Origin of the sequence: Rhizobium sp. NPDC090275 (assembly GCF_044772225.1) — a bacterium.
GTDB lineage: Bacteria > Pseudomonadota > Alphaproteobacteria > Rhizobiales > Rhizobiaceae > Rhizobium.
The window spans coordinates 54,962-73,680 of record NZ_JBIVYL010000011.1 but is presented as its reverse complement, the minus strand read 5'-3'; the positions used below and the strand labels follow the sequence as shown (position 1 = coordinate 73,680).

Here is an 18,719-nt window from a genome sequence, read left to right as displayed (position 1 = left end):
CCGATCAGTTCTGAAAGGCGCCTGTGGCGGAGCGATCCGGCCAGAGCGTTTCGAGCTTGAGCGACTTCACGGCATTGTCGACATAGGTACGGTCAACCCATGCATCGAGATCGACATCTCGACGGATCAGCTTTTGCTCGCGGTCGAAGGCGATGCCGCTCTGATACCGGGACGTGAAGAAGTCGTCGAGACGTGGATTGTATTTCTGGCCAAGCGAGCTCCCGGCATTCGACTTAGCTATCACTTCGATCGGCGATCCGGCGCGTGACCAAATCTTGAATGCCTCGTCGCGGTTCTGGTCGTCTGCAAGCCATTGAGCCGCTTTGACGAAGCCCGTCACAACCTTCTGCGTGGCTTCCGGATACGCCTTTCGGAACTTGTCGGTAACGAGGAACGCGCCGAAACCATCGCCGGAAGCTCCGGCGTCCGATGACTTGTAGAAAATCTTGGCGACGCCCTTGTCCTCAAGCGGCAGCAGGAAGTCTGCGCCGAACACTGCGTCGACGCTCTTGGCCGCGATCGCAGCGAGCTGATCGGCATTCTTAAGATCGACGATCGTAATGTCCTTTTCGGACAGCCCGGCGTTCTTCAGGGCGGTGATGAGGCCCCAATGGATGATGGTCGCCTTCTGGATGGCAACCTTCTTGCCCTTGAGATCCGCGATCGACTTGATGTCGAGATCGGGACGCGCTGCTCCGAAGATCGTCGTACCACCATAAGAGGCCAGGATTACGGTATCCAGCCCATTGGCCTTGCCGATGATGTTAGGCACAGCACCATATGATGCGAAGTCGAGCTGGCCGTTCGAGAGTGCCTCGTTGATAGCGGGACCGGTCCCGGTAAAGTAGGTGAACTCGACCTTGGTGGGCGTGCCCTTGAATTCGTCCGCGATGAACCCCTTGGCGTCCGCGATGGCCTGCAGACCGACCCCAAAGGGCGTTCCAAATCCGAAGCCGACGTCGCCGAAGCGAATGGTCGCGGGGGCATCTTCAGCCTTAGCCGCCGCCGCGCCCAAAGCGACGGTCGCCGCCAAGAGGATTGTCGATAGAAGTCGTCTCATTGGTCTCTCCAGTTAAGGTGTAATGGTTCCGGTCTCGAAGATCCGGTAGCTCATGTCGCCTGCGGTCCCCCGCGGCTTTGCGTTCTTCCAACCCATCTCGCGACGGAAGCTTCCCATGATGCCTCTTGCGACCAGATCGGCTTCAGTCGAGCCCTCGATAGATTCCGAAAGCGGTGACACGTACAGGGCGTCCGTCGGGCAGAATAGTTCGCAGAGGAAACACGTCTGACAGTCGGATTGCCGGGCAATGACCGGAACGCCGTCCGGAACGGCATCGAAAACGTTGTCCGGGCAGGCGTCGACACAGAGGTCGCACTTTACGCAGCGATCCTCGCTGACGATCTCGATCATGATACTTCACTCATTTGCTGCTGAGGTTGGAAAGAAGCCCAAATCTTTTCGGTCCCACCGGAATCGATCGATCGTGCGAGCAGCGGATTGGCATCTGGAAAATCCGTCCGGCGTTGAAGACCTCTGCTTTCCTTGCGCAGCAGCGCGCTCTCTGTGGCCCACCGCGAAGTCGCGATCAGCGCCTCGGCCTCCCGAACCTTGGTCCGATCTCCTGAACGCCAAGATCCATCGTTCCAAAGAGCCGACAGTATGCCGGACGCCTTTGACAGGCTCTCCTGGCTCCTGAAGTAGCCGCCGTCCAGCGGCAGGATCTGCTGCTTGGTCTGGGTGATGACGGAATCCAGATCGACAGCATTGTGCGACGATGGGCATGCTTCACGCTGGTTGGCCGAACGAAACTCTCTCGTTTTCCAGTTCGCACCGAGCGACCGGACGTAGCGTGCGGCGTCCTCGCCAGCCCATGAGCCCGTCGCCATGGCCCAGCTCGAATTCGGCCCACCACCGCCCGTCGACGCTCCCGACATGCCCTGCCGGGTAGCGGCGTCGCCGGCCGCGAAAAGTCCCGGCACCGTGGTCGTGGACCGCTCGTCTATCTTGAGACCACCCGTGCCACGGACAGTACCCTCATGCCTGAGGGTGATAGGGAACCGCTCCTTAAATGGATCGATGCCCATGCGGTCGAAGGGAACGAAGATGTTCGGCTGACCTCGGCGGAAGCCTTCCTGTAGGCGTGGTGATGCCTTGTCGAGGATGGCGTAGACCGGGCCGCGGATGAGTTCGCTCGCCACCACGCTTTGCCGATCACCGGGCGAGGTCAGGACATTGCCCCGTTCGTCGCTAAACGTACCCCAGAAATACACTACGCCTTTGGTCACGCTCGAATAGGCTGGCGAAATACCGTACTGTGCCGAGAATTCCATCCCGGAAAGAACTGCTCCAGCTTCGGCCGCGATCAGATAACCATCGCCGGTCAAGTTGTTGGTGCCGAGCGCTCCGCTCAGAAACGCGCAACCACCTGTAGCGATGATGACGGCACCAGATCGAATTTCGACAGTCTCGCCAGTCCGTCGGAACCGGGCGATTGCTCCTGCAACGGCTCTGTCCGAGACAAGGAGTTCCTCCACGGGACAGTGATCAATGACCTTCACCCGCGCCTTGATCAACTTCTGGCGCATGAACCGGAGGTAGTCGGGGCCACGGAGCATGCCGCGATAGGGTCGTCCATCCTCGTAGGTCGGGAAGTCGTAACCCCACTCTGCAAGGAGATCGAGATTCTCAAGCGTCCGATCGAGAACACGCTCGACGCGTTCGGCCTCCGTGAAACCTTGTCCCAAGCGGACACGTTGACCCACGGTGGCCGCGCGTTCAGCAGTACCGCGCCGCGTGTAGATAGTTGTGGTATTGCCCGCTGCCGTCGCGCCACTGGTGCCGACGTAGCCCTTGTCGACTAAAAGGGCACTGGCACCACTCGCTGCGGCGTTCCAGGCCGCCCAGCAACCCGCGGGTCCGCCGCCAACGACCAAGACGTCTGTATCAATTCGGCTAGCTGTCTCTCTCATCGTCCCTGGCAATCAGCAATAGACTATAAAATAGGTAGACTTAATCGATGTAGAGGTTGCCAGCGTTACCGCAATTTCGGGAAAACAATTCCAGCTGGCCTTGTTTGGCGAAGGCGGGACATCAGCAAATTGGGCCGCAGATCAAGCAAAGGGGCAACGTCGAATTGCCGGCAAGTTTCGAGGCGGTGTTAGGCAGCTAGGTATTTAAGCCATAAGCGAGCACTGTCATGGCCGTTGCGTCGATCTCTTCGGTATCGCTCATCCCAAGCAGCAGACAGACGGTGACCAACTTCTCGTAGCGTTCGGCTTCCTGGCGTTCCCAGAACGCACGCTCCCCACGCAAGCGCTCGACGGCACGCAGACTTTCTATAATTTTTCGGCAGCGCTTGATTGTGAGCATCGCGACATCCTCTAGGGCGCACCCCAAGCGGTAGGGTACGCCCACTTTCCTTTAATTGGACTGCTTCTGATCTACGTCCTTGTAGGCGGCATCCAGGAGGCTGGTGTCGATCCACTTGTCATAATCGACCGACCCTTTGAGAAGCTTGGCGTCAGCCATGAACTGCTCTTCGCTCTTCAAGGATGCGAGTGCCTCGGGCGTAATCTTAGGATCCTGGTAGAAGACATTTTCTTTGTAGGTTTTCCGGACAGATTTCTCTGACGATTTGGTCTCATCAACGAAAATCTTGATCGTGTCCTCGGGATGAGCATCAGCCCAGCGCGCGGTCTCGATATCGACCTTCAGCAGGCGCTTAACGAGGTCCGGATACTTGCGAACGAATTCGCCATTGGCCGAGATCAGGAAGGGGGCCGACCATTCCGGATGCGAAGAGGCATCAAGGATAACGCGAGCCTGGCCTGTATCAACGAGCTTGGCGGCGACATCACCGCTTTCCACGACCGCATCGACGTCACCGCGCACTAGTGCCGGACCCGAAGCATCGAAGGCAAGGTTGAGCGATTCCACGTCGTTGAGCGAGAGACCAGCAGACTTCAGGGCCTTGGCGAAAGTCGAGTGGCGCACTGTCCCCGTTAAGTAAGCTACCCTCTTGTCTTTCAGGTCCTGCAGCGTCTTGATCGGCGAATCCGATTTGACGATGATGGCGGAACCGTTCTCTTTGACGAAGCTAGAAAGGCCGATCGCCTTGACGTCAGCACCGGCTGCCGCGACGCGTAATGCCGGGTTGTTGCCGGTGTAGATGAATTCGACTGCGCCCGTGGCGAGCGCCGTCGTCGCCTCGGAGCCGCCATTGGTAAAGGCGATGAATTCGACTTTTATGCCGTCCTTCTCGAATTCCTTGGCGAGGGTTCCGTTGTGCCTTTCAAGGATGAATTTCAGGTGGCCGGGTGCTGTACTACCGATGCGGATAACGCTCGGCTTGTCTTCTGCGAAGGCCGGCGATGCCAGCGTGACGCTGCCGAAGGCGAGTGCTGCAAGGCCGCCAAGCACGGCACGGCGCAGTATGGATGAATTGAGAGCGGTCATTTGGTGTCCCCATTGAAACCAGGTCGAAAGCGGGTGCGAATTCAAGCGTGAGATATGTCGGAACTGCCTTTCCAGGCGGTAGCCCAGCGCTCGAACCAGACGAGCAGGTAATTCACCAGGAGGCCGATCGCAGTCATCGTGATGATCCCGGCATACATATCGGCGGTCTCCATCATCAGCTGCGACTGTTGGATCAGGAACCCAAGGCCAGATTTCGCCGCCAGCATTTCAGCGCCGATCACGGCAAAGATCGAGGATTTGACGGCAAGCCGCATTCCGGAGACGATCGACGGGATGCTGGCCGGCAAAATCACCTTGCGGAACGTGTCTATATCCGACGTGCCCATGGAGCGTGCCGCCTTCAGAAGCAGGGGGTCGACGGATTTGACGCCCGAGATCGTGTTGATCAGCAGAAAGAAGATCGACGAGTAGAAGGTGATCGCGATCTTCGATGCCTCGCCTATGCCGAGCAGCAGAATGAAGACGGGCAGCAGAGCGAACTGCGAGGTGTTGCGCAACGTCTGCACCAGCAGGTCTGAGACCTTTTCGAACAGTGTATAGCGGCCCATCAGGAAACCGAGCGGCACCGCGACAATAACTGCGAGAACGAAACCGATGGCTGCACGCTGGAGACTGATGCCGATGTTGGCCGTCAGCGTTCCGTCGAGCAGCATCGCATACCAAGCCTCGCAGACCTCGCTCAGCGGCGGAAAGAATATCCGGTTCAGCCAGCCGAGGCGCGGCGCGATCTCCCACAGGGCAAGGAAGGCCACCATCAGCGGCAGCCCATAGATGAACGTGCCAAATTCCAGGCGCCGCCGGACTTTCGGCGCTCGCTTCGTCTTGCTGCCGGATGTGAGGCGCGCACCGAACGCGGTCTTGTCTGTTACATAGGCCATAAGCGTTCGTCCCTTCAGTGAGCATAGGCGGGTGAAAGCGCCCAGTCTTTTTGTGCCTTGTTGACCTCATCGCGCAGCGCCTGCCAGACGCGGCCGCGATGCGCATTGAACTCCGAACTGGCGCGGATATCGCCCTCGCGCGGACGGGGCAGGTCGATGTCGATGATCTCCTTGACCGTCCCGGGACGCGCGGTCATGACGACGATCCGGTCGGCGAGGTAGATGGCCTCGTCGATGGAATGGGTGACGAAGACCACCGTTGTGTTGATCTTCTCCCATATGCGCAGAAGCTCTGTCTGCAGGATCTCGCGAGTTTGCGCGTCGAGTGCGGCGAATGGCTCGTCCATCAAGAGCACCTCGGGGTCGGTTGCGAGCGCCCTGGCAATTGCGACGCGCTGCTGCATGCCGCCCGAGAGCTGGTTCGGGTAGCGATCCTCGAAACCTGAAAGCCCGAACAGCGACAAGAAATAGCGCGCCTTCTCTGTCCGCTCGCTTTTCGCAACGCCATGCACTTCCAGTGCATATTCGATGTTGGAGAGCGCGGTACGCCATGGAAACAGCGCATATTGCTGGAAGACGTAGCCGGTCTTCGGATCCGGCTTGACGATCCGCTTGCCGTCTATTCTGACAATGCCGTCGGAGGCGTCCGTCAATCCGCCGATGATGTCGAGCAGCACCGATTTGCCGCTGCCGCTCGGGCCTACCAACGTAATGAACTCGCCCTTGCGGATGGCAAGATCGACGCCATTAAGGACGGTGACGTGTTCGGAAGGTCGACCATCGATCAGCACCGACTGGCCGGGCTTGAGCTGAAAGGTCTTGTGGACGTCGGTGACGGTGATGCGGTCCATACGGTTCTCCAATGTCATACTTGCGCGACGCGGATGCGGTGGGTCGGATCGAGTTGCGATCCGCCCGCCTTGCCGCGCTTCCATCCGAGCGCGCGAGAATAGCTTCCGAAGAGGTTTCGTTGTTCAACTTCAGCCTCGCTTATCGCAAGCGGGCCGTCGGCGCGCGCAGCGACATAAAGAGCGTCCGTCGGGCAGTAGATTTCACAGAGGAAACAGGTCTGGCAGTCGTCTTGCCGAGCGATGACCGGAACGCCGTCGGTCACATCGAAGACATTGGCTGGGCAGACTTTCACGCAGATATCGCACTCCACGCAGCGGCTTTCCGAAACGAGCTCGATCATGACGCTATCTCCTGGCGGCTGTCGGCCGCTGCCGACACGCTGATTTCGCCCAGGCCACGCAATGTGATCGGATGTGCGAAAGCCGCAACGCTGTCTTTGCAATCGCTACGGCGATGCATGCCGCGGCTCTCCTTCCGGGCAAGTGCCGCCATCACCGACCAGCGGCCGGAAGCAGTGATTGCGGCCGCTTCGCGCGCTTTCAGGCGATCGAGGCCGGAGGCCGAAAGGTGGTTCCTGACGTCACTCCAGACAGCATCGAGCTTCTCGCTGCTGGCCCGCAGCCGGCCGCCTTCGCGAAAATAGTTCTTCTCCAGCGGCGTCACTTCCGCACGCACGCTGTCGATGACGTCCTTGGGCGTAAGCGACGCCTTTGATGTCGATCCCGGGCGCAGGCCGGCCTGGCCGAGCGGGGTGGAATTGGTTCTAAAGGCCTTGTTGCCACGCCGCTTGGCATGCGAAGCGGCTCCCTGACCGGACCACCAGCCGCTGGCGATTGCCCATGAGGAGTTCGGCCCGCCACCGCCTGACGTCGCGCCGGCGACCAGCTCGCGGCTTGCTGCATCCCCGGCGACATAGAGACCGGTGACATCGGTGGCGCAATCCGGTGCGGCAATACGGATGCCGCCAGTGCCGCGAACGGTGCCCTCAGCGCGGAAAGTGACTCGGAAGATCTCGCGAAAGGGATCGACGGGTGTCCTGTCATAGGGCAGAAAACAGTTCGGCTGGCCGCGGCGCAGCCAATCCTGCAGCGCCGGCTCCGCCTGATCGAGGACCGCGTAAACGGGAGCTTCGATCATCGCCTTGGCGATTTCCCTCTCGCGCTCGCCGATACCGTTACGCAGATGGTTGCCATCGCTATCGAGAATGGGCGTACTATCCTCACGGAAGAACGAAGCCCAGCGGAATGGCAATCCCTTGTTGAGGGAAGAGCCAAAGGGGGCGAGTGTATATTTGCCGGTGAACTCCATTCCGGAGAGGCTTGCGCCGGCTTCTGCCGCCATCAGAAGGCCGTCGCCTGTTAAAGCCGCAGCCCCCATGATCCGCTCATGAAAGGCGCAGCCGCCCGTCGCCAGCACGACAGCGCCGGCATCGACCCGCCAGTCTCGGTTGCGCTGACGATCCATGCCCGCAGCTCCCGTAACCGCTTCGCCGTCGAAATAGAGTTCGAGGGCGGGGTGGTGATCGAGAACGGTGATGCCGGCTTTGAGGACGCGGCGGCGCATGAAGGCCATATAATCGGGCCCGCGCAGATTGGCGATGTAGAGATTGCCGTCTTCGTCGTCGGGAAAGGGATAGCCCCATTCGGCCAGTTTCAGCAGGTTTTCATAGGCCTGATCGGCAGTGCGCAGCATCCAGCGCTGATCGGCAAGATTACCGGTGCGCTGCCAACGCCGCTCGACGATCTGCGCCCGGTTTTCACCTGGCGGCACCAGCCAGGTGCCGGTGTTGGACGGTGCGGTGGCTCCGCTGGTGCCAAAATAACCCTTATCGGCAAGCACCACCCGCGCGCCGTTCTGCGCCGCAGACAACGCGGCCCACGCGCCCGCGGGACCGCCTCCCACAACAAGCACGTCGGTTTGCAAATGCAGCGCATTACCGCCTGCCAGGTCTTTTCGCTTCAGCGACATCAATATCCCCGGAAAAACAGTGCAGAAGGGCGGCCGTTAGGCCGCCGTGCCCTCACGCGGCGTTGGAGAACCAAGACGGCTCGTTTCCGGCGGTCCATTTAATGTTGCAGCCGATCGAGGGCGTCTGTTCCGTGGCAGGCTTGCCGCCGGCAAGGACCGCATTGACCGCAGCGCGGAGGTCCTCGCCCGTGGCGACCTTGCCGTTGCCGGGGCGCGCAGCATCAAACTGGCCGTGATAGACGAGCTTGCGGCTGCCATCGAAGAGGAAAAGGTCTGGCGTACATGCAGCGCCATAGGCCTTCGCGACGGCCTGATTTTCATCCTTCAGGTAAGGAAAGGAGTAGCCGATCGCTTCGACTTCGCGGCCGATGGCGTCAATGCTCTCCTCTAGATGCGCATCGGCATCGTTGCTGTTGATCGCGATGACCTGCAGACCTTTCGCCTGATATTCGCGAGCGAAAGATGCAAACTCGTCGCGGATGAGCTGCACGAAGGGACAGCGATTGGAGATGAAGGCAACGAGCACTGCCGCAGCGGCGTCAAAGTCAGAAAGCTTGTGCGGGGCACCCTTTGCGTCACTGAGGATGAAGTCCGCCGCCTTGGTGCCGAGCTCTATTGAATTGGATACCGTCTTTGGCATGTAACCTCCTTTGCTAGAAGGCCTTATAATCTATTAAATATATAGATAATGAAGAAATGGAAATTGCGTCCTGCTTGGCGAATTGGAATTAAGTTCTCATGCGTCTAAACTCGCAGGAAAAATAACATCGAACCTCAACCAATCACCAGTTCGTCGAGCGCCCCGTGCGGCATTAGCTTGTCGCCATACGCGAGGCATGAAAAGGTACGGAGCCAGTGTGAGCTTCCCAAGCCAGCATTTGGTTATCTGTACTGCGCTACTTGTCCGTGGCAATCATTCCCTTGACTTATTGCTCCTGGGCTATTTCTGGTAGGCCTGAGTCCGCACGTAAAATTGCTGGTACCACCATCTTCCAGCAAGATTTCTGCCGGCTCCTTGGCGGAAAGCCTTAATTGTAGCACGCTGCGATCATCTGTCTCTGGAGCAGCTGACTGGCCGCCGCCAAGGAAGACTTCCTGCTCGCTTTCCGTCAATTCCGCCCAGAAATCATCAGTGACAAGGAGAAGCGTGCCGCTGGCCTTCTCTACTGCGAGGACGTCTAGGGCCATGAACTCCCTGGAACGAAAACTCTGGGTGAGAAGGTGCCTCGTAGGGAATTTTGCGATCGCACTAGAGACATGTCCGCCAAAGCGTTTGTGAGGGTATGCGGCTTGACTTGCCAGTGTACTTTGCCGTCTTGCCTGCCAAGAAGGCAATCTCCGGAGTGGAGGAGCGTCAAGGAGCCTCTGTCGGTTACGTGAAAGACGATGATGCTGGCGGAACCTCTCGGAAACGATTTGCGAAGGGCTTGATGAACCTCCCGGAGCTTGGCTTGCATGAGCTCGTGGCCCCATGCATCGTCGGTTCCGGCAAACCAGTCGACGACAGCTTCGACAATTGCCCGTGCATATCCCCCGTTGTTCGAGCCGTTCGTGGCGCCATCAGCCACGATAGCAAGAAATTCGCCATGTCTTCCCGCGATCCCCGCATGGTCGCGATTGTCGTCGGTGCGCGTTCCTTTTTGGCTCAACCACCGGGCGTCGATTTTCATTGTGCGGGGCCATCCGCACAATGGCTTATCGAGACAAGCCTGTCCCGAACGATCTCTACACGACCGGCAGGCCCGCGGATGTTGCCATCTAGGAAATCGTCGAAGTCAGCTTGATCGAGCAGTGCGCGAAACTGTTCGGCGATGAAATTTCGAACGTTGTTGTCGGAAGCAGTGACCTCGGCAAGGAGTTCCTCCCTGCCGTCGACAATAAAGAGGATGTCTTCAGCGTCACGGCTCATGATCAAGTCGCCGTTTCCCCTTCCTGCATAGGCTTCGAGCTTCGTCGCAAGAAACATTGGCGGCGTCAGGATCCGGATCGTGAGGCCTTCCGAGAGCTGGTAGTGCTGTGCCGTCTCGATGCCACTCGCATACCACCGATTTCCGAATCCGAGGATAGCCGGATCATCCGGCATGAAGTCGACTGTGAGTTTGCCGAGACGCATACGGCAGATCACCGCCTCGTCAGCGGCCTCCATGAAACCCCGGTGTCGGAGCTCTTCCTGGAGCTGTGCCCAGGCAGGAAGGCCCGCCAAGTCAACGATCAGGTCGATGGCATCTGTGGCACGCACATCTTCAAGCGTGACCGGATCAGTGATGAAGAGCGCGGTCGTGCATCCGCCAACGAAAACCAGGCGCGAGCGGAGGTCTTTGCCAAGGGCCGACGCAACGGCTTTCATCATTTCCAGCAGTTGAGCGCGGATCGCTGTCATTTGCTCATGATTCTTGACTTGAGGTGGTCGGTCGCGAGACCGACTTCCCGCTGGTTCCCAAGCCGGATCGCATCGACCAACCCGAGGTATTCATAGAGTGCGTCATCCTTAAGGACTGCGTCCGGCACGGTCTTGAAGAGCGGCTCCACCGACTGTCCCATCTCCCTTCCGTTTGCATAGGGCCAAACGTAGTTGTATGACCCGCCGCTGATCAGGAGTTCCGTGAGCATAGGTGCGGCGAAGGCGGTCGGTATGCCGCGCTGCATGGGCCCAACCTGGGCGGGGAAGACGAACTTTAGCCCGGTGGTAATGAAGCCGAACAGGTTCCTTCGGCTTGGCCGAGGCTCGTTCTTGCTATTGTCTTTTCGCGCGATGCCTGATGCGACGCTGCGCTTGATCGACTGCGCTATTTCGGTCTTGCTGATCCCGAGTAGCGCCTCTAAGTTCCGAACAGAATATGGGTCGCCCCCCACGGATTCCGATCGCAACCGATCGATGCCCTTGGTGAGTTCCTGCTCTTGCAGGCTTAGCAGCTTTAACAGGACGACGATATCTTGGCTCTTCATAAACACTGTCCTCTGTCCTAGGACTGAGGACAGTTAGCCCGAAGCAGTACGTCCTGTCAATCTATGGACACCGCGCCTAGGATTAATGGTCGGTGGCAAGAGCTCGATGGGACTCACACCAAGTGAATGGCCGAGGGTAGCTGGTGCTGATCGACGGGGGCTTCCGTTTCTGACCCTTTGGAGGGGCTATCGCAGCAGCCCGTCGACGTCGAACTCGTCCCAGCCAAGCAGCTTGCTGGCCGCGTCATCGATCTCGCTCCCGACCGTCTTTGTCTTCTTCGCTGCTTTCTTCGGCGAACGAGTAAGCTTCGCCCGGTAGGCGGCCTGCCTTCTGTTTTCCGCTCTCGCGGCGATGTCCTCTTCTCGCCATTCATCGATGACGCCCCGGTCAAGCAGGTCTTCGACCACGCGGGGATCGAAGATGTGGAAGGTGATCTGCCTTGCGCGGCCGCTCAATCGCACGGTTCGTGTTCCAGCGCTTTGAAGACGGCCGTCCTTCAGCCAGCGATGCCGTTCGCCTGCGGAGATGCCGAGGATGTCCTGGATTTCGCGCGGAATGACCGGCAGGTTTTCGATCCCTTCGAGCGCATGGCTGACGGCCCCCGACGTCGCGACGAACTCGTCCTCACAGCCTTCAGCCATCCCTAACGCGAGTGCCATGCCGTTCACGTCGAGAGATTTGCGGATGGCCAAAGGCAGGCGCGCCCGGACTTCCAGAAGAGAACCTTTGGCGCGGACGGAGGAGCCGAACGTGGCGCCGGGCGATAGCGTCCAGGTCTCCACGAGCGCGGGTGCGATGATGATCTTCTGTTTCGGCATCCAGCGTAGATGGGTTTGGCGTTGCTCGGGATCAACAAGGAAAACGCGGTCGTTCCGCCACGTTTCAAATGCTGGCGCAACAAAAAGGCCGGGGCGAATTCGCACCGACCTTCTCATGTCGCTCCTCATACCAGTGCCAGTACATCCGTGGTCAAAAGCAGGAAAGCGACTTCGGCTATCGCGAACATCCCTTGGGACACTCCCAGCGACGCCTGTGCAACATAGATAGCCACCGATTGTGTTCGTATCAAGTTCGCGGTGGTAGACGCGCGGACTTCTACAGAGAGCATGTCAGTACGCCATCTTGAGATCGCCGCCCGCATGACTATCTCGAGTCGAAACCCTCGACCTGGAGCATCGAGATGGAAGACGACACCCTTCGCCTCTTTTTGGACGCTGAGATTGAGATCCTGCCCCCAGAGACCGTTTCGGTCGATCCGGCGACGCCTCTATGTGCCTGTTGCGGACGGCCCGCGTCGACCGAAGAAGACTGTTACGGGATCTGCGAAGAATGTCTGTCGCCGTGATTTGCTCGCCGCCGAACCTCATCGCGACTTGGATCAGTATGTCTTGGCGTGACGTGACAATGCTTGGTGAAACTGTTTAAGTCTGACATCGCGCTCTCTCCAAGTCGTAGAGGCTTTGGCAAGTAACGCCGGTTCAACGCGGGATGGACATCTGGGTTGATGCGACCAGCCGCCAGTCTGCCAAGGCCGCAAGCCGATGCGGCTCGGCGTCGCGATGATATTCAGCGCTGTCGGCCATACGCCTGAAGGTCGCGAAGTCGGGGTATCGGATAATCGCGATATCGTCCCAGACCTCCTCAGGCGGAGCGATAAGCAAGCTACCGACCTTGCCGATCCAGAACGGCTCGATTCCATATCCCTCAGTTGCCTTAGCGAAGGCAGGTATATACCTCGTGAAATACGCTTCGCGGCCGCTGCAAGGTGCAAAACCTCGGTCAGTTTCGTAGGCTGCCTCATCCCGATAGCGGAGCAGATTTAGCATGAAGATCGGTTCCGCTTCCGGAAACTGCATTTCTGCCTTGTCCAGTATCGATTGCAGATTGTTGTTGTCGGTCATGTCGATAACTCCTGCTGTTTGGAAAGATTCCGTTGCTCGTTGATCTCCGAGGTATCGCAGGTAACCCAGTCATTGTAGGGACCGCATAGTCATTGCTATGATGCCATCATGGCAACACAAAATACTCATAGCAGTCTGCTTAACCTTTTGCAGTTCGTCCGGATCGTGGATGCAGGATCGTTTGCGGAGGCGGCGCGGCGCGCAGGGACATCCACATCCGCAATGTCGAAGGCGGTGAGCCGGTTCGAGACACTTCACGGTGTGAAGCTACTCCACAGGACGACTCACGCGATCTCGCTGACGCATGACGGCGAGAAGTTACTAGATGGCGCGCGCGACTTGCTACGCCAGGCCGAACAACTTGAAGCCGCCATCGGAGAGGCTGCGGCAGGCAGCACCGCAGGGCGTGTCCGGCTTGCCGCTCCCGGACCATTTTTAAGAACCTGTATCACGCCCATCATTCCCGCCATCCTGAAGGCGAACCCAACCCTCGAACTTGAGATCAAGGTGGATGATGCCGGCTTAGACCTCGCCGCAGAGGGAATTGATATCGCTATTCGCTTTGGTGACCTCGGCGGCCAACCGGGAATGATAGCGCGGCGCTTGGCTGCGTTCCCTTACATTCTCGCGGCGACGCCAAAATATCTTGACTACATGGGAAAGCCGAGAACGCCTGCTGATCTCGAAAGCCACCATCAGCTGGGGTACCGAAATCCCGCAAACGGGCAGCTTTCCCCGTGGCTGTTTTGCGATAACTTGGGATCAGGTGCTGTGACAAGGATGGTTCCGCGAAACCGCATAGTGGTTGAGGACATGACCGTCGCTTGGGCCATGACGCTGAGAGGGCTTGGGATGAGCTGGTTGCCGGCATGGTGCGGTCGCAAGGAGCTCGATTCTGGGCGTGCGGTTGAGGTTTTGAGGGATTGGCGCCTGCCTGAAACGCCGATCTATGCCGTCCAGCTGGACCGCAAGCAGACACCGCAACGGACACGGGATCTCGTCGATTTGCTGGCTTTACGGGCGAAGAATTGGGAATTTTCAGCGCGCCAGCCGGCGTAGGATTTGTATGAATAGTTAAGTCCGCAATAGCTTCGCCTTGGCCGCCTCTCACGACAGCGTCGTTGGTTGCGAACGGTTCAAAAATGCTACGAAAGACCTAATCATTCAGGTGCGCCAAGTAGGCAACAGACGCTAATAGGCCGAAATGTCGAGCTCGGCCCACAAGCTCTGCGGTCCGCCTACGAAATTCCTTCGTGCAAGGCTTGGTAGACGGTCCTTATGCTGGGACGAAAACCCAGGCTGCGGGCGAGGGACGTATCGACATGCAGGTACCAGGGATTTGAGAGAGGCTCGCAACTTGAGTCCAACCGCTTCCCCACCATTCCCGCGAGTTCGTAGATGGAGGAGGGCGCCTCGTCGGCCAAGTTCACGATGCGCCGATCGAAATCACCTTTGAGCGCCAGCGTGATTGCCTGTGCGATGTCACGATGGTGGATCGTGCTCATGCGTTGCGCCGGATGCCAGGTGCTGACGTGCTTGGGAAGAGATTGGAGATGTCCGTCACCGTCGCCATAGACGAAGGGGAAGCGAAGGATGGACCAGTTCAAGCCGCTTTCGCGCAGTTCGTTCTCCGCAGCCATCTTGCTTGCGGGATAGGCGTGCTGGGGATCGACCGGGTCGTCTTCCCTTCCCGGATGTGGATTGTTCTTGCTGTAGACATGGCTGGTGCTCGACATGATGAACCGTGCTTCGGGAGCATGGGTCTTCGCCGCAGCGATCAAGTTGCATGTCCCATCAAAGTTGCTCTTCCAGATGAGATCGGTATCCTGCGTGCGGAATACGGCGGCGAGGTGCACGATTGCGGAAACCCCTTGGACGGCGTTCGCCAGGGTTGAAGGGTCGAGAATATCGCCCGTTACGGAATCAATTTCTTCAGAGCAGCTCTTGCCCGCCCGGAGCAGGGCTCGGCATGCGACGCCGGAGTTTGCCAGTCGTGGCAGAAGTCGCTCGCCAACGAGCCCGGTGGCTCCGGTGATCAATACGGTCATTTGCCTAGTGCTTTCTCAACAGGGCCTGCAGTCGTTCGGTCGCTGATTTGAGGACACGGATGGTCGCTGCCAGATCGGCTTCGTCGATCCCGCCGAAGGCAGCATCGTGAATGAAAGAAAGATCAGGGATCCGGCGCCACAGCGCCTCGCCGGCGGCTGTTAAAGTCAGTAGACGTTGACGCTGATCGCCTCCATCCGCGGTCTGCGCGACTAGGTCCTTGCGGACGAGTGTGGCGATGATTCCGCTCAGGGTCGCGCGTTCCAGTTCGAGTGCGTGACCAAGATCGCGCTGGACGGACGGGCCGTTGTGGACGAGATACCAGAGGACATACCATTGCGTGGATCCGAGATCGAATGGCCGCAGGCGCTCGTCCATGAGGGCCCGGCCCGCGAAGTAACATCGCTTCGTCCATGCACCTACGGAGAGGTTCTTGGTGTCCGCCTGATCATGCATGAAAACAGCCTGTTCGTTCGCTACCATACGATAATCGCAAGGTACCGAACTAATGTCAAGGCTCGATGCTGTCGGATTCGGATGAAGCGATCTCAAGGGGAGGGAGGGCCAGAAAGTAGAGAGCCGTCTTCGACGTAAGCGACGCGATCAGGCCGGCAATGACTTTGATGACGACACCGGGGCGTTATCGCCGCCGCTTCACATGGTCGACGAGCGCCCGAAGCTTCGGAGCGAGATTGCGCCGGCTGGGGTAGTAAAGAAAGAAACCGGCAAACGGCGGGCAATAGTCCTGAAGGAGAGGGACCAGTTCACCGGATGCGACATGGGGCTTGAAAGTGTCTTCCATACCGAAGGTGATGCCGCCGCCGGCACAGGCCGTGCGGATCATAAGCGACATGTCGTTGGTGGCTATCTGTGGGTCGACAGCCACGTCGAATTCGCGCCCGTTTTCGCCGAATTCCCAGCGATAGGGCGCGCTGTGTGGCGCTGGTCACCAGCCGATGCACCGATGCGCAGAGATTTCCGAAGGATGCTTGGGCATGCCGAAACGTTCAATGTAGGACGGCGCGGCGAAGGCGCCCTGGCGCTGGTCGCTCGAGACTGGAACGGCAAACATATCCTGATCGATGACCTCGCCCATTCGCACCCCCGCGTCATAGCCTTCCGCCACGATGTCGAATTCCTCGTCCGTGACCGTCACGTCGATCTGAACTGAGGGAAAGGCATCCGCGAAACGCGCCAGAAGCGGCCCCGAAATGAACTGCTCGGCGATGGACGACACTGCCAGCCTCAACAGTCCGCTCGGTGTGCTGTCGCTGTCCGCCGTCGCGTCAAGCGCCAGTCCGACTTCGCGTCAAGCGCCAGTCCGACTTCGGACATCGCCGGCGCCACCCGATGATACAGCTGTTCGCCGGCCTCCGTGAGACTGACTCTCCGCGTCGTGCGCCGCACGAGAGCGACGCCCAGCCGATCTTCAAGACGTCGGACAGCCTCGGTGACCGCTGACCGAGTGACGCCCAAATTCTCCGCGGCCACACGAAAGCTGCGCGCTTCGGCGACAGCCAGGAAAACGGAAATGCCATTCAGATCGATTGCCATTGGTTAGATGGATTTACCAGAGTCGTCATCATTGGGCAAATTGTCCGATCTCACCGAGGCGCGTACCTTAGATCAAACGACCTGGGACGGGAGCGCACGCAACTTCACTGCCGATCGATGGGTCTCATCAAGCTCTCAGCAGCCAGGAAAGGACTATACCATGACCATTCTTCCGACATGCCAGTGGGTTGCCGACGCGAGTCGTAGAGCTCTGATCACATTGGCATTGCTGTCGCTCGCCTTGCCGGGCACAGCAATTGCAAACGCCACGGCAGCGCAGGTACAGGCTGCGGACAGCGCGGCTATCGAGCAACGAAACAGGGCGATCGTCGAAGCCGCCTTCGAAAAATGGCGCGGGGGCACCTATGTCTTCGGGGAGCTTCTCGCTCCTGACGTCGTCTGGACGATCCATGGTTCAGGGCCGGTCGCCGGCACCTATCGCAACCAGAAGGACTTTATCGAGAAGGCCTCGCGTCCTCTGACCAGCCGGCTCGCGACCCCGATCGCGCCGGAGGTGCACAACATTTTTGCGGACGTCGGGCGCGCCCTATCGCAACCAGTTCGTCTGGATACTCAAGATGAAGGACCGCCTCGTCGTCAATGCGGAGGCCTTTCTGGACCTCGTTGGCTATCAGCAGGTCGTCGACAACAACGCCCCGCGTTCCCAATGACCGACAGGCGCGCATCTGTGCATCCATAGCATCCAAACCGAGAACAGCAACGCTCAATGGAGCAGGACCATGCGACAGGCACTTGTGGCAATCATCACGGCCACCCCTTTCATTTCAGTCCGCGGAAGCACAGGAGACCAATTTGCAGCCGAACCATCCCTACGCAGGCATGTGGGTGACCGACGACAATCGTGTTCGCCATGAGCTTCTGTCGAACGGACGCTATGTCGAGGCCCGCGGCGAGCGCGAGCAAGCCTATGAGGGCCGATACGAAGTCGACGGGACGCATATCGAGTACTGGGACGACACGGGCTTCACCGCCGATGGCGATTTCGTCGATGCCAACACACTGCACCATGGCGGTATGATCTTACGACGTCAGCCACCAACGCCTTGACATACCAGTCGACAGGGGCGGCGCCCACTCAGTGCCGGACCTGTCATTGCGACCTGTCCACTTCTCGGAGGAGGTTGATAAAGGCTCGTAGTGGTGATGGCATGTGCCGGCTGCTCGGGTAATAGAGCGCCAGGCCCGGCGTCGTCGGGCACCATTCATCAAGTACAGTGCGTAACTGGCCGGACTTCAAAAACGGCCGCGCGAAATGGTCGGGCACATAGGCGATACCGCGTCCGTCCACCGCCGCCTGCACGAGAAGATCATTGTCGTCGAGGGTGAGATTGCCCGGGACGTCGATCGCCACTTCAGCGCCGCGCTTTGAGAACTCCCAGCGATAGCGCTTTCCGCTAGGCAGACGTTGGCGGATGCAGCAATGGGCGTCAAGGTCGTCGGGCGTATGCGGTGTTGCTCTACCCTCGAGGTAGGACGGCGCCGCCACGGCGATGAAACGAACGTCGCCTCCAAACTTCACCGCGACCATGTCTTTCGGGACGGCTTCCAGCAGCCGTACTCCCGCGTCGAAACCCTGTTCGACTATATCGACCAGCCGGCCTTCCGATACCAGATCAAGCTCGACATCGGGATATAGATCGAGAAAGCGCGGAACGACGTCGGTGAGCAGGATACGGGCGCCGCTCTTGTTCGCGTTGATCCTCAGCGAGCCACTTGGGGCACCACGCTCTTGCGAGAGAGTATCGAGTGCCTGATCGAGATCCTGCAGGACCGGGTCGAGTCGGGCGAGTAGGCGCGCTCCGGCCTGCGTCAGCGATACGCTGCGTGTCGTCCGATTGAAGAGGCGGACGTCCAGCTTTGCTTCCAATCCCATAATCGCGTGGCTGAGGGCGGAGCGCGAGACGCCCATGATGTCGGCCGCTCTGCGGAAGCTTTGGTGATTGGCAACCGCGGCAAAGGCTGCAAGGTCATTCAAACTAGGGCGCATCATTCGTGAATTATCCTCACCAGCTTATGCCGAACTAAAGATCTTATGCCACCAATGTTGCTGTTCTACATCTTAAGGGACGAATAAA

General features: G+C 59.0%; 20 protein-coding genes and 2 pseudogenes. 3 read left to right on the top strand and 19 right to left on the bottom strand.

Annotation, left to right across the window (positions count from 1 at the left end; genetic code table 11):
• Positions 1–4: 4 nt before the first annotated feature.
• The 15 genes from ACIQUB_RS24595 to ACIQUB_RS24525 form a co-directional block, all read right to left on the bottom strand.
• Positions 5–1,060: an ABC transporter substrate-binding protein gene (locus tag ACIQUB_RS24595; protein WP_402933096.1), complete on the bottom strand. Its 1,056-nt coding sequence runs from the start codon at positions 1,058–1,060 to the stop codon at positions 5–7.
• Positions 1,061–1,072: 12 nt separating this feature from the next.
• The gene (locus ACIQUB_RS24590) at positions 1,073–1,411 is read right to left on the bottom strand and encodes a ferredoxin family protein (protein ID WP_289727441.1); all 339 of its coding nucleotides are present in this window, start codon (positions 1,409–1,411) and stop codon (positions 1,073–1,075) included.
• On the bottom strand, positions 1,408–2,934 hold the full coding sequence (locus ACIQUB_RS24585) for an FAD-binding protein (protein ID WP_402933092.1): 1,527 nt from the start codon (positions 2,932–2,934) through the stop codon (positions 1,408–1,410). The genes ACIQUB_RS24590 and ACIQUB_RS24585 overlap by 4 nt, the downstream gene beginning before the upstream one ends.
• 232 nt (positions 2,935–3,166) lie before the next feature.
• The gene (locus ACIQUB_RS24580) at positions 3,167–3,370 is read right to left on the bottom strand and encodes a hypothetical protein (protein ID WP_402933089.1); all 204 of its coding nucleotides are present in this window, start codon (positions 3,368–3,370) and stop codon (positions 3,167–3,169) included.
• A 51-nt stretch (positions 3,371–3,421) separates the two neighbouring features.
• Positions 3,422–4,456, bottom strand: a complete 1,035-nt coding sequence (locus ACIQUB_RS24575) for an aliphatic sulfonate ABC transporter substrate-binding protein (protein ID WP_402933086.1) — start codon at positions 4,454–4,456, stop codon at positions 3,422–3,424.
• A gap of 41 nt (positions 4,457–4,497) precedes the next feature.
• Entirely contained in the window at positions 4,498–5,355 is an 858-nt protein-coding gene (locus ACIQUB_RS24570; protein WP_402933084.1) for an ABC transporter permease, read from the bottom strand.
• A 14-nt stretch (positions 5,356–5,369) separates the two neighbouring features.
• The gene (locus tag ACIQUB_RS24565) at positions 5,370–6,206 is read right to left on the bottom strand and encodes an ABC transporter ATP-binding protein (protein WP_402933081.1); all 837 of its coding nucleotides are present in this window, start codon (positions 6,204–6,206) and stop codon (positions 5,370–5,372) included.
• Between the two features lie 14 nt (positions 6,207–6,220).
• Positions 6,221–6,547, bottom strand: coding sequence for a 4Fe-4S binding protein (locus tag ACIQUB_RS24560; protein ID WP_402933078.1), 327 nt, complete (start codon positions 6,545–6,547; stop codon positions 6,221–6,223).
• Positions 6,544–8,175, bottom strand: a complete 1,632-nt coding sequence (locus ACIQUB_RS24555; protein ID WP_402933076.1) for an FAD-dependent oxidoreductase — start codon at positions 8,173–8,175, stop codon at positions 6,544–6,546. The genes ACIQUB_RS24560 and ACIQUB_RS24555 overlap by 4 nt, the downstream gene beginning before the upstream one ends.
• A gap of 52 nt (positions 8,176–8,227) precedes the next feature.
• Positions 8,228–8,815 (bottom strand): thioredoxin family protein, encoded by a 588-nt coding sequence (locus ACIQUB_RS24550; RefSeq protein WP_402933073.1) that lies wholly within the window; start codon positions 8,813–8,815, stop codon positions 8,228–8,230.
• 242 nt (positions 8,816–9,057) lie between these two features.
• Positions 9,058–9,363 (bottom strand): hypothetical protein, encoded by a 306-nt coding sequence (locus ACIQUB_RS24545; protein ID WP_402933070.1) that lies wholly within the window; start codon positions 9,361–9,363, stop codon positions 9,058–9,060.
• 478 nt (positions 9,364–9,841) lie between these two features.
• Positions 9,842–10,555, bottom strand: coding sequence for a hypothetical protein (locus tag ACIQUB_RS24540; protein WP_402933067.1), 714 nt, complete (start codon positions 10,553–10,555; stop codon positions 9,842–9,844).
• Positions 10,552–11,121, bottom strand: a complete 570-nt coding sequence (locus tag ACIQUB_RS24535) for a hypothetical protein (protein WP_402933064.1) — start codon at positions 11,119–11,121, stop codon at positions 10,552–10,554. The genes ACIQUB_RS24540 and ACIQUB_RS24535 overlap by 4 nt, the downstream gene beginning before the upstream one ends.
• A gap of 186 nt (positions 11,122–11,307) precedes the next feature.
• A complete protein-coding gene (locus tag ACIQUB_RS24530; protein WP_402933467.1) occupies positions 11,308–11,940 on the bottom strand; it encodes a hypothetical protein in 633 nt (210 codons plus the stop codon).
• 660 nt (positions 11,941–12,600) lie between these two features.
• Entirely contained in the window at positions 12,601–13,023 is a 423-nt protein-coding gene (locus ACIQUB_RS24525) for a DUF1330 domain-containing protein (protein WP_402933061.1), read from the bottom strand.
• A gap of 108 nt (positions 13,024–13,131) precedes the next feature.
• Between ACIQUB_RS24525 and ACIQUB_RS24520 the strand changes: the two genes are divergently transcribed.
• Positions 13,132–14,082 (top strand): LysR family transcriptional regulator, encoded by a 951-nt coding sequence (locus ACIQUB_RS24520; RefSeq protein ID WP_402933058.1) that lies wholly within the window; start codon positions 13,132–13,134, stop codon positions 14,080–14,082.
• Positions 14,083–14,261: 179 nt separating this feature from the next.
• On the opposite strand, the gene ACIQUB_RS24515 is transcribed toward ACIQUB_RS24520, so the two are convergent.
• The 3 genes and pseudogenes from ACIQUB_RS24515 to ACIQUB_RS24505 all read right to left on the bottom strand — a co-directional run bounded on the left by ACIQUB_RS24515 (position 14,262) and on the right by ACIQUB_RS24505 (position 16,623).
• Positions 14,262–15,071 carry an NAD-dependent epimerase/dehydratase family protein gene (locus ACIQUB_RS24515; RefSeq protein WP_402933055.1) on the bottom strand — a complete coding sequence of 270 codons (810 nt, stop codon included), beginning with the start codon at positions 15,069–15,071 and terminating at the stop codon, positions 14,262–14,264.
• Between the two features lie 4 nt (positions 15,072–15,075).
• Complete coding sequence (locus ACIQUB_RS24510; protein WP_402933053.1) at positions 15,076–15,552, bottom strand: MarR family winged helix-turn-helix transcriptional regulator; 477 nt, start codon at positions 15,550–15,552, stop codon at positions 15,076–15,078.
• Positions 15,553–15,709: 157 nt separating this feature from the next.
• Positions 15,710–16,623 (bottom strand): annotated as a pseudogene (locus tag ACIQUB_RS24505) (LysR family transcriptional regulator).
• A gap of 160 nt (positions 16,624–16,783) precedes the next feature.
• Between ACIQUB_RS24505 and ACIQUB_RS24500 the strand changes: the two are divergent.
• Positions 16,784–17,323 carry a nuclear transport factor 2 family protein gene (locus ACIQUB_RS24500; RefSeq protein ID WP_402933051.1) on the top strand — a complete coding sequence of 180 codons (540 nt, stop codon included), beginning with the start codon at positions 16,784–16,786 and terminating at the stop codon, positions 17,321–17,323.
• A gap of 40 nt (positions 17,324–17,363) precedes the next feature.
• Positions 17,364–17,691, top strand: a pseudogene (locus tag ACIQUB_RS24495) (Atu4866 domain-containing protein).
• A 43-nt stretch (positions 17,692–17,734) separates the two neighbouring features.
• On the opposite strand, the gene ACIQUB_RS24490 reads toward ACIQUB_RS24495, so the two are convergent.
• Positions 17,735–18,634: a LysR family transcriptional regulator gene (locus ACIQUB_RS24490; protein ID WP_402933049.1), complete on the bottom strand. Its 900-nt coding sequence runs from the start codon at positions 18,632–18,634 to the stop codon at positions 17,735–17,737.
• Positions 18,635–18,719: the final 85 nt, after the last annotated feature.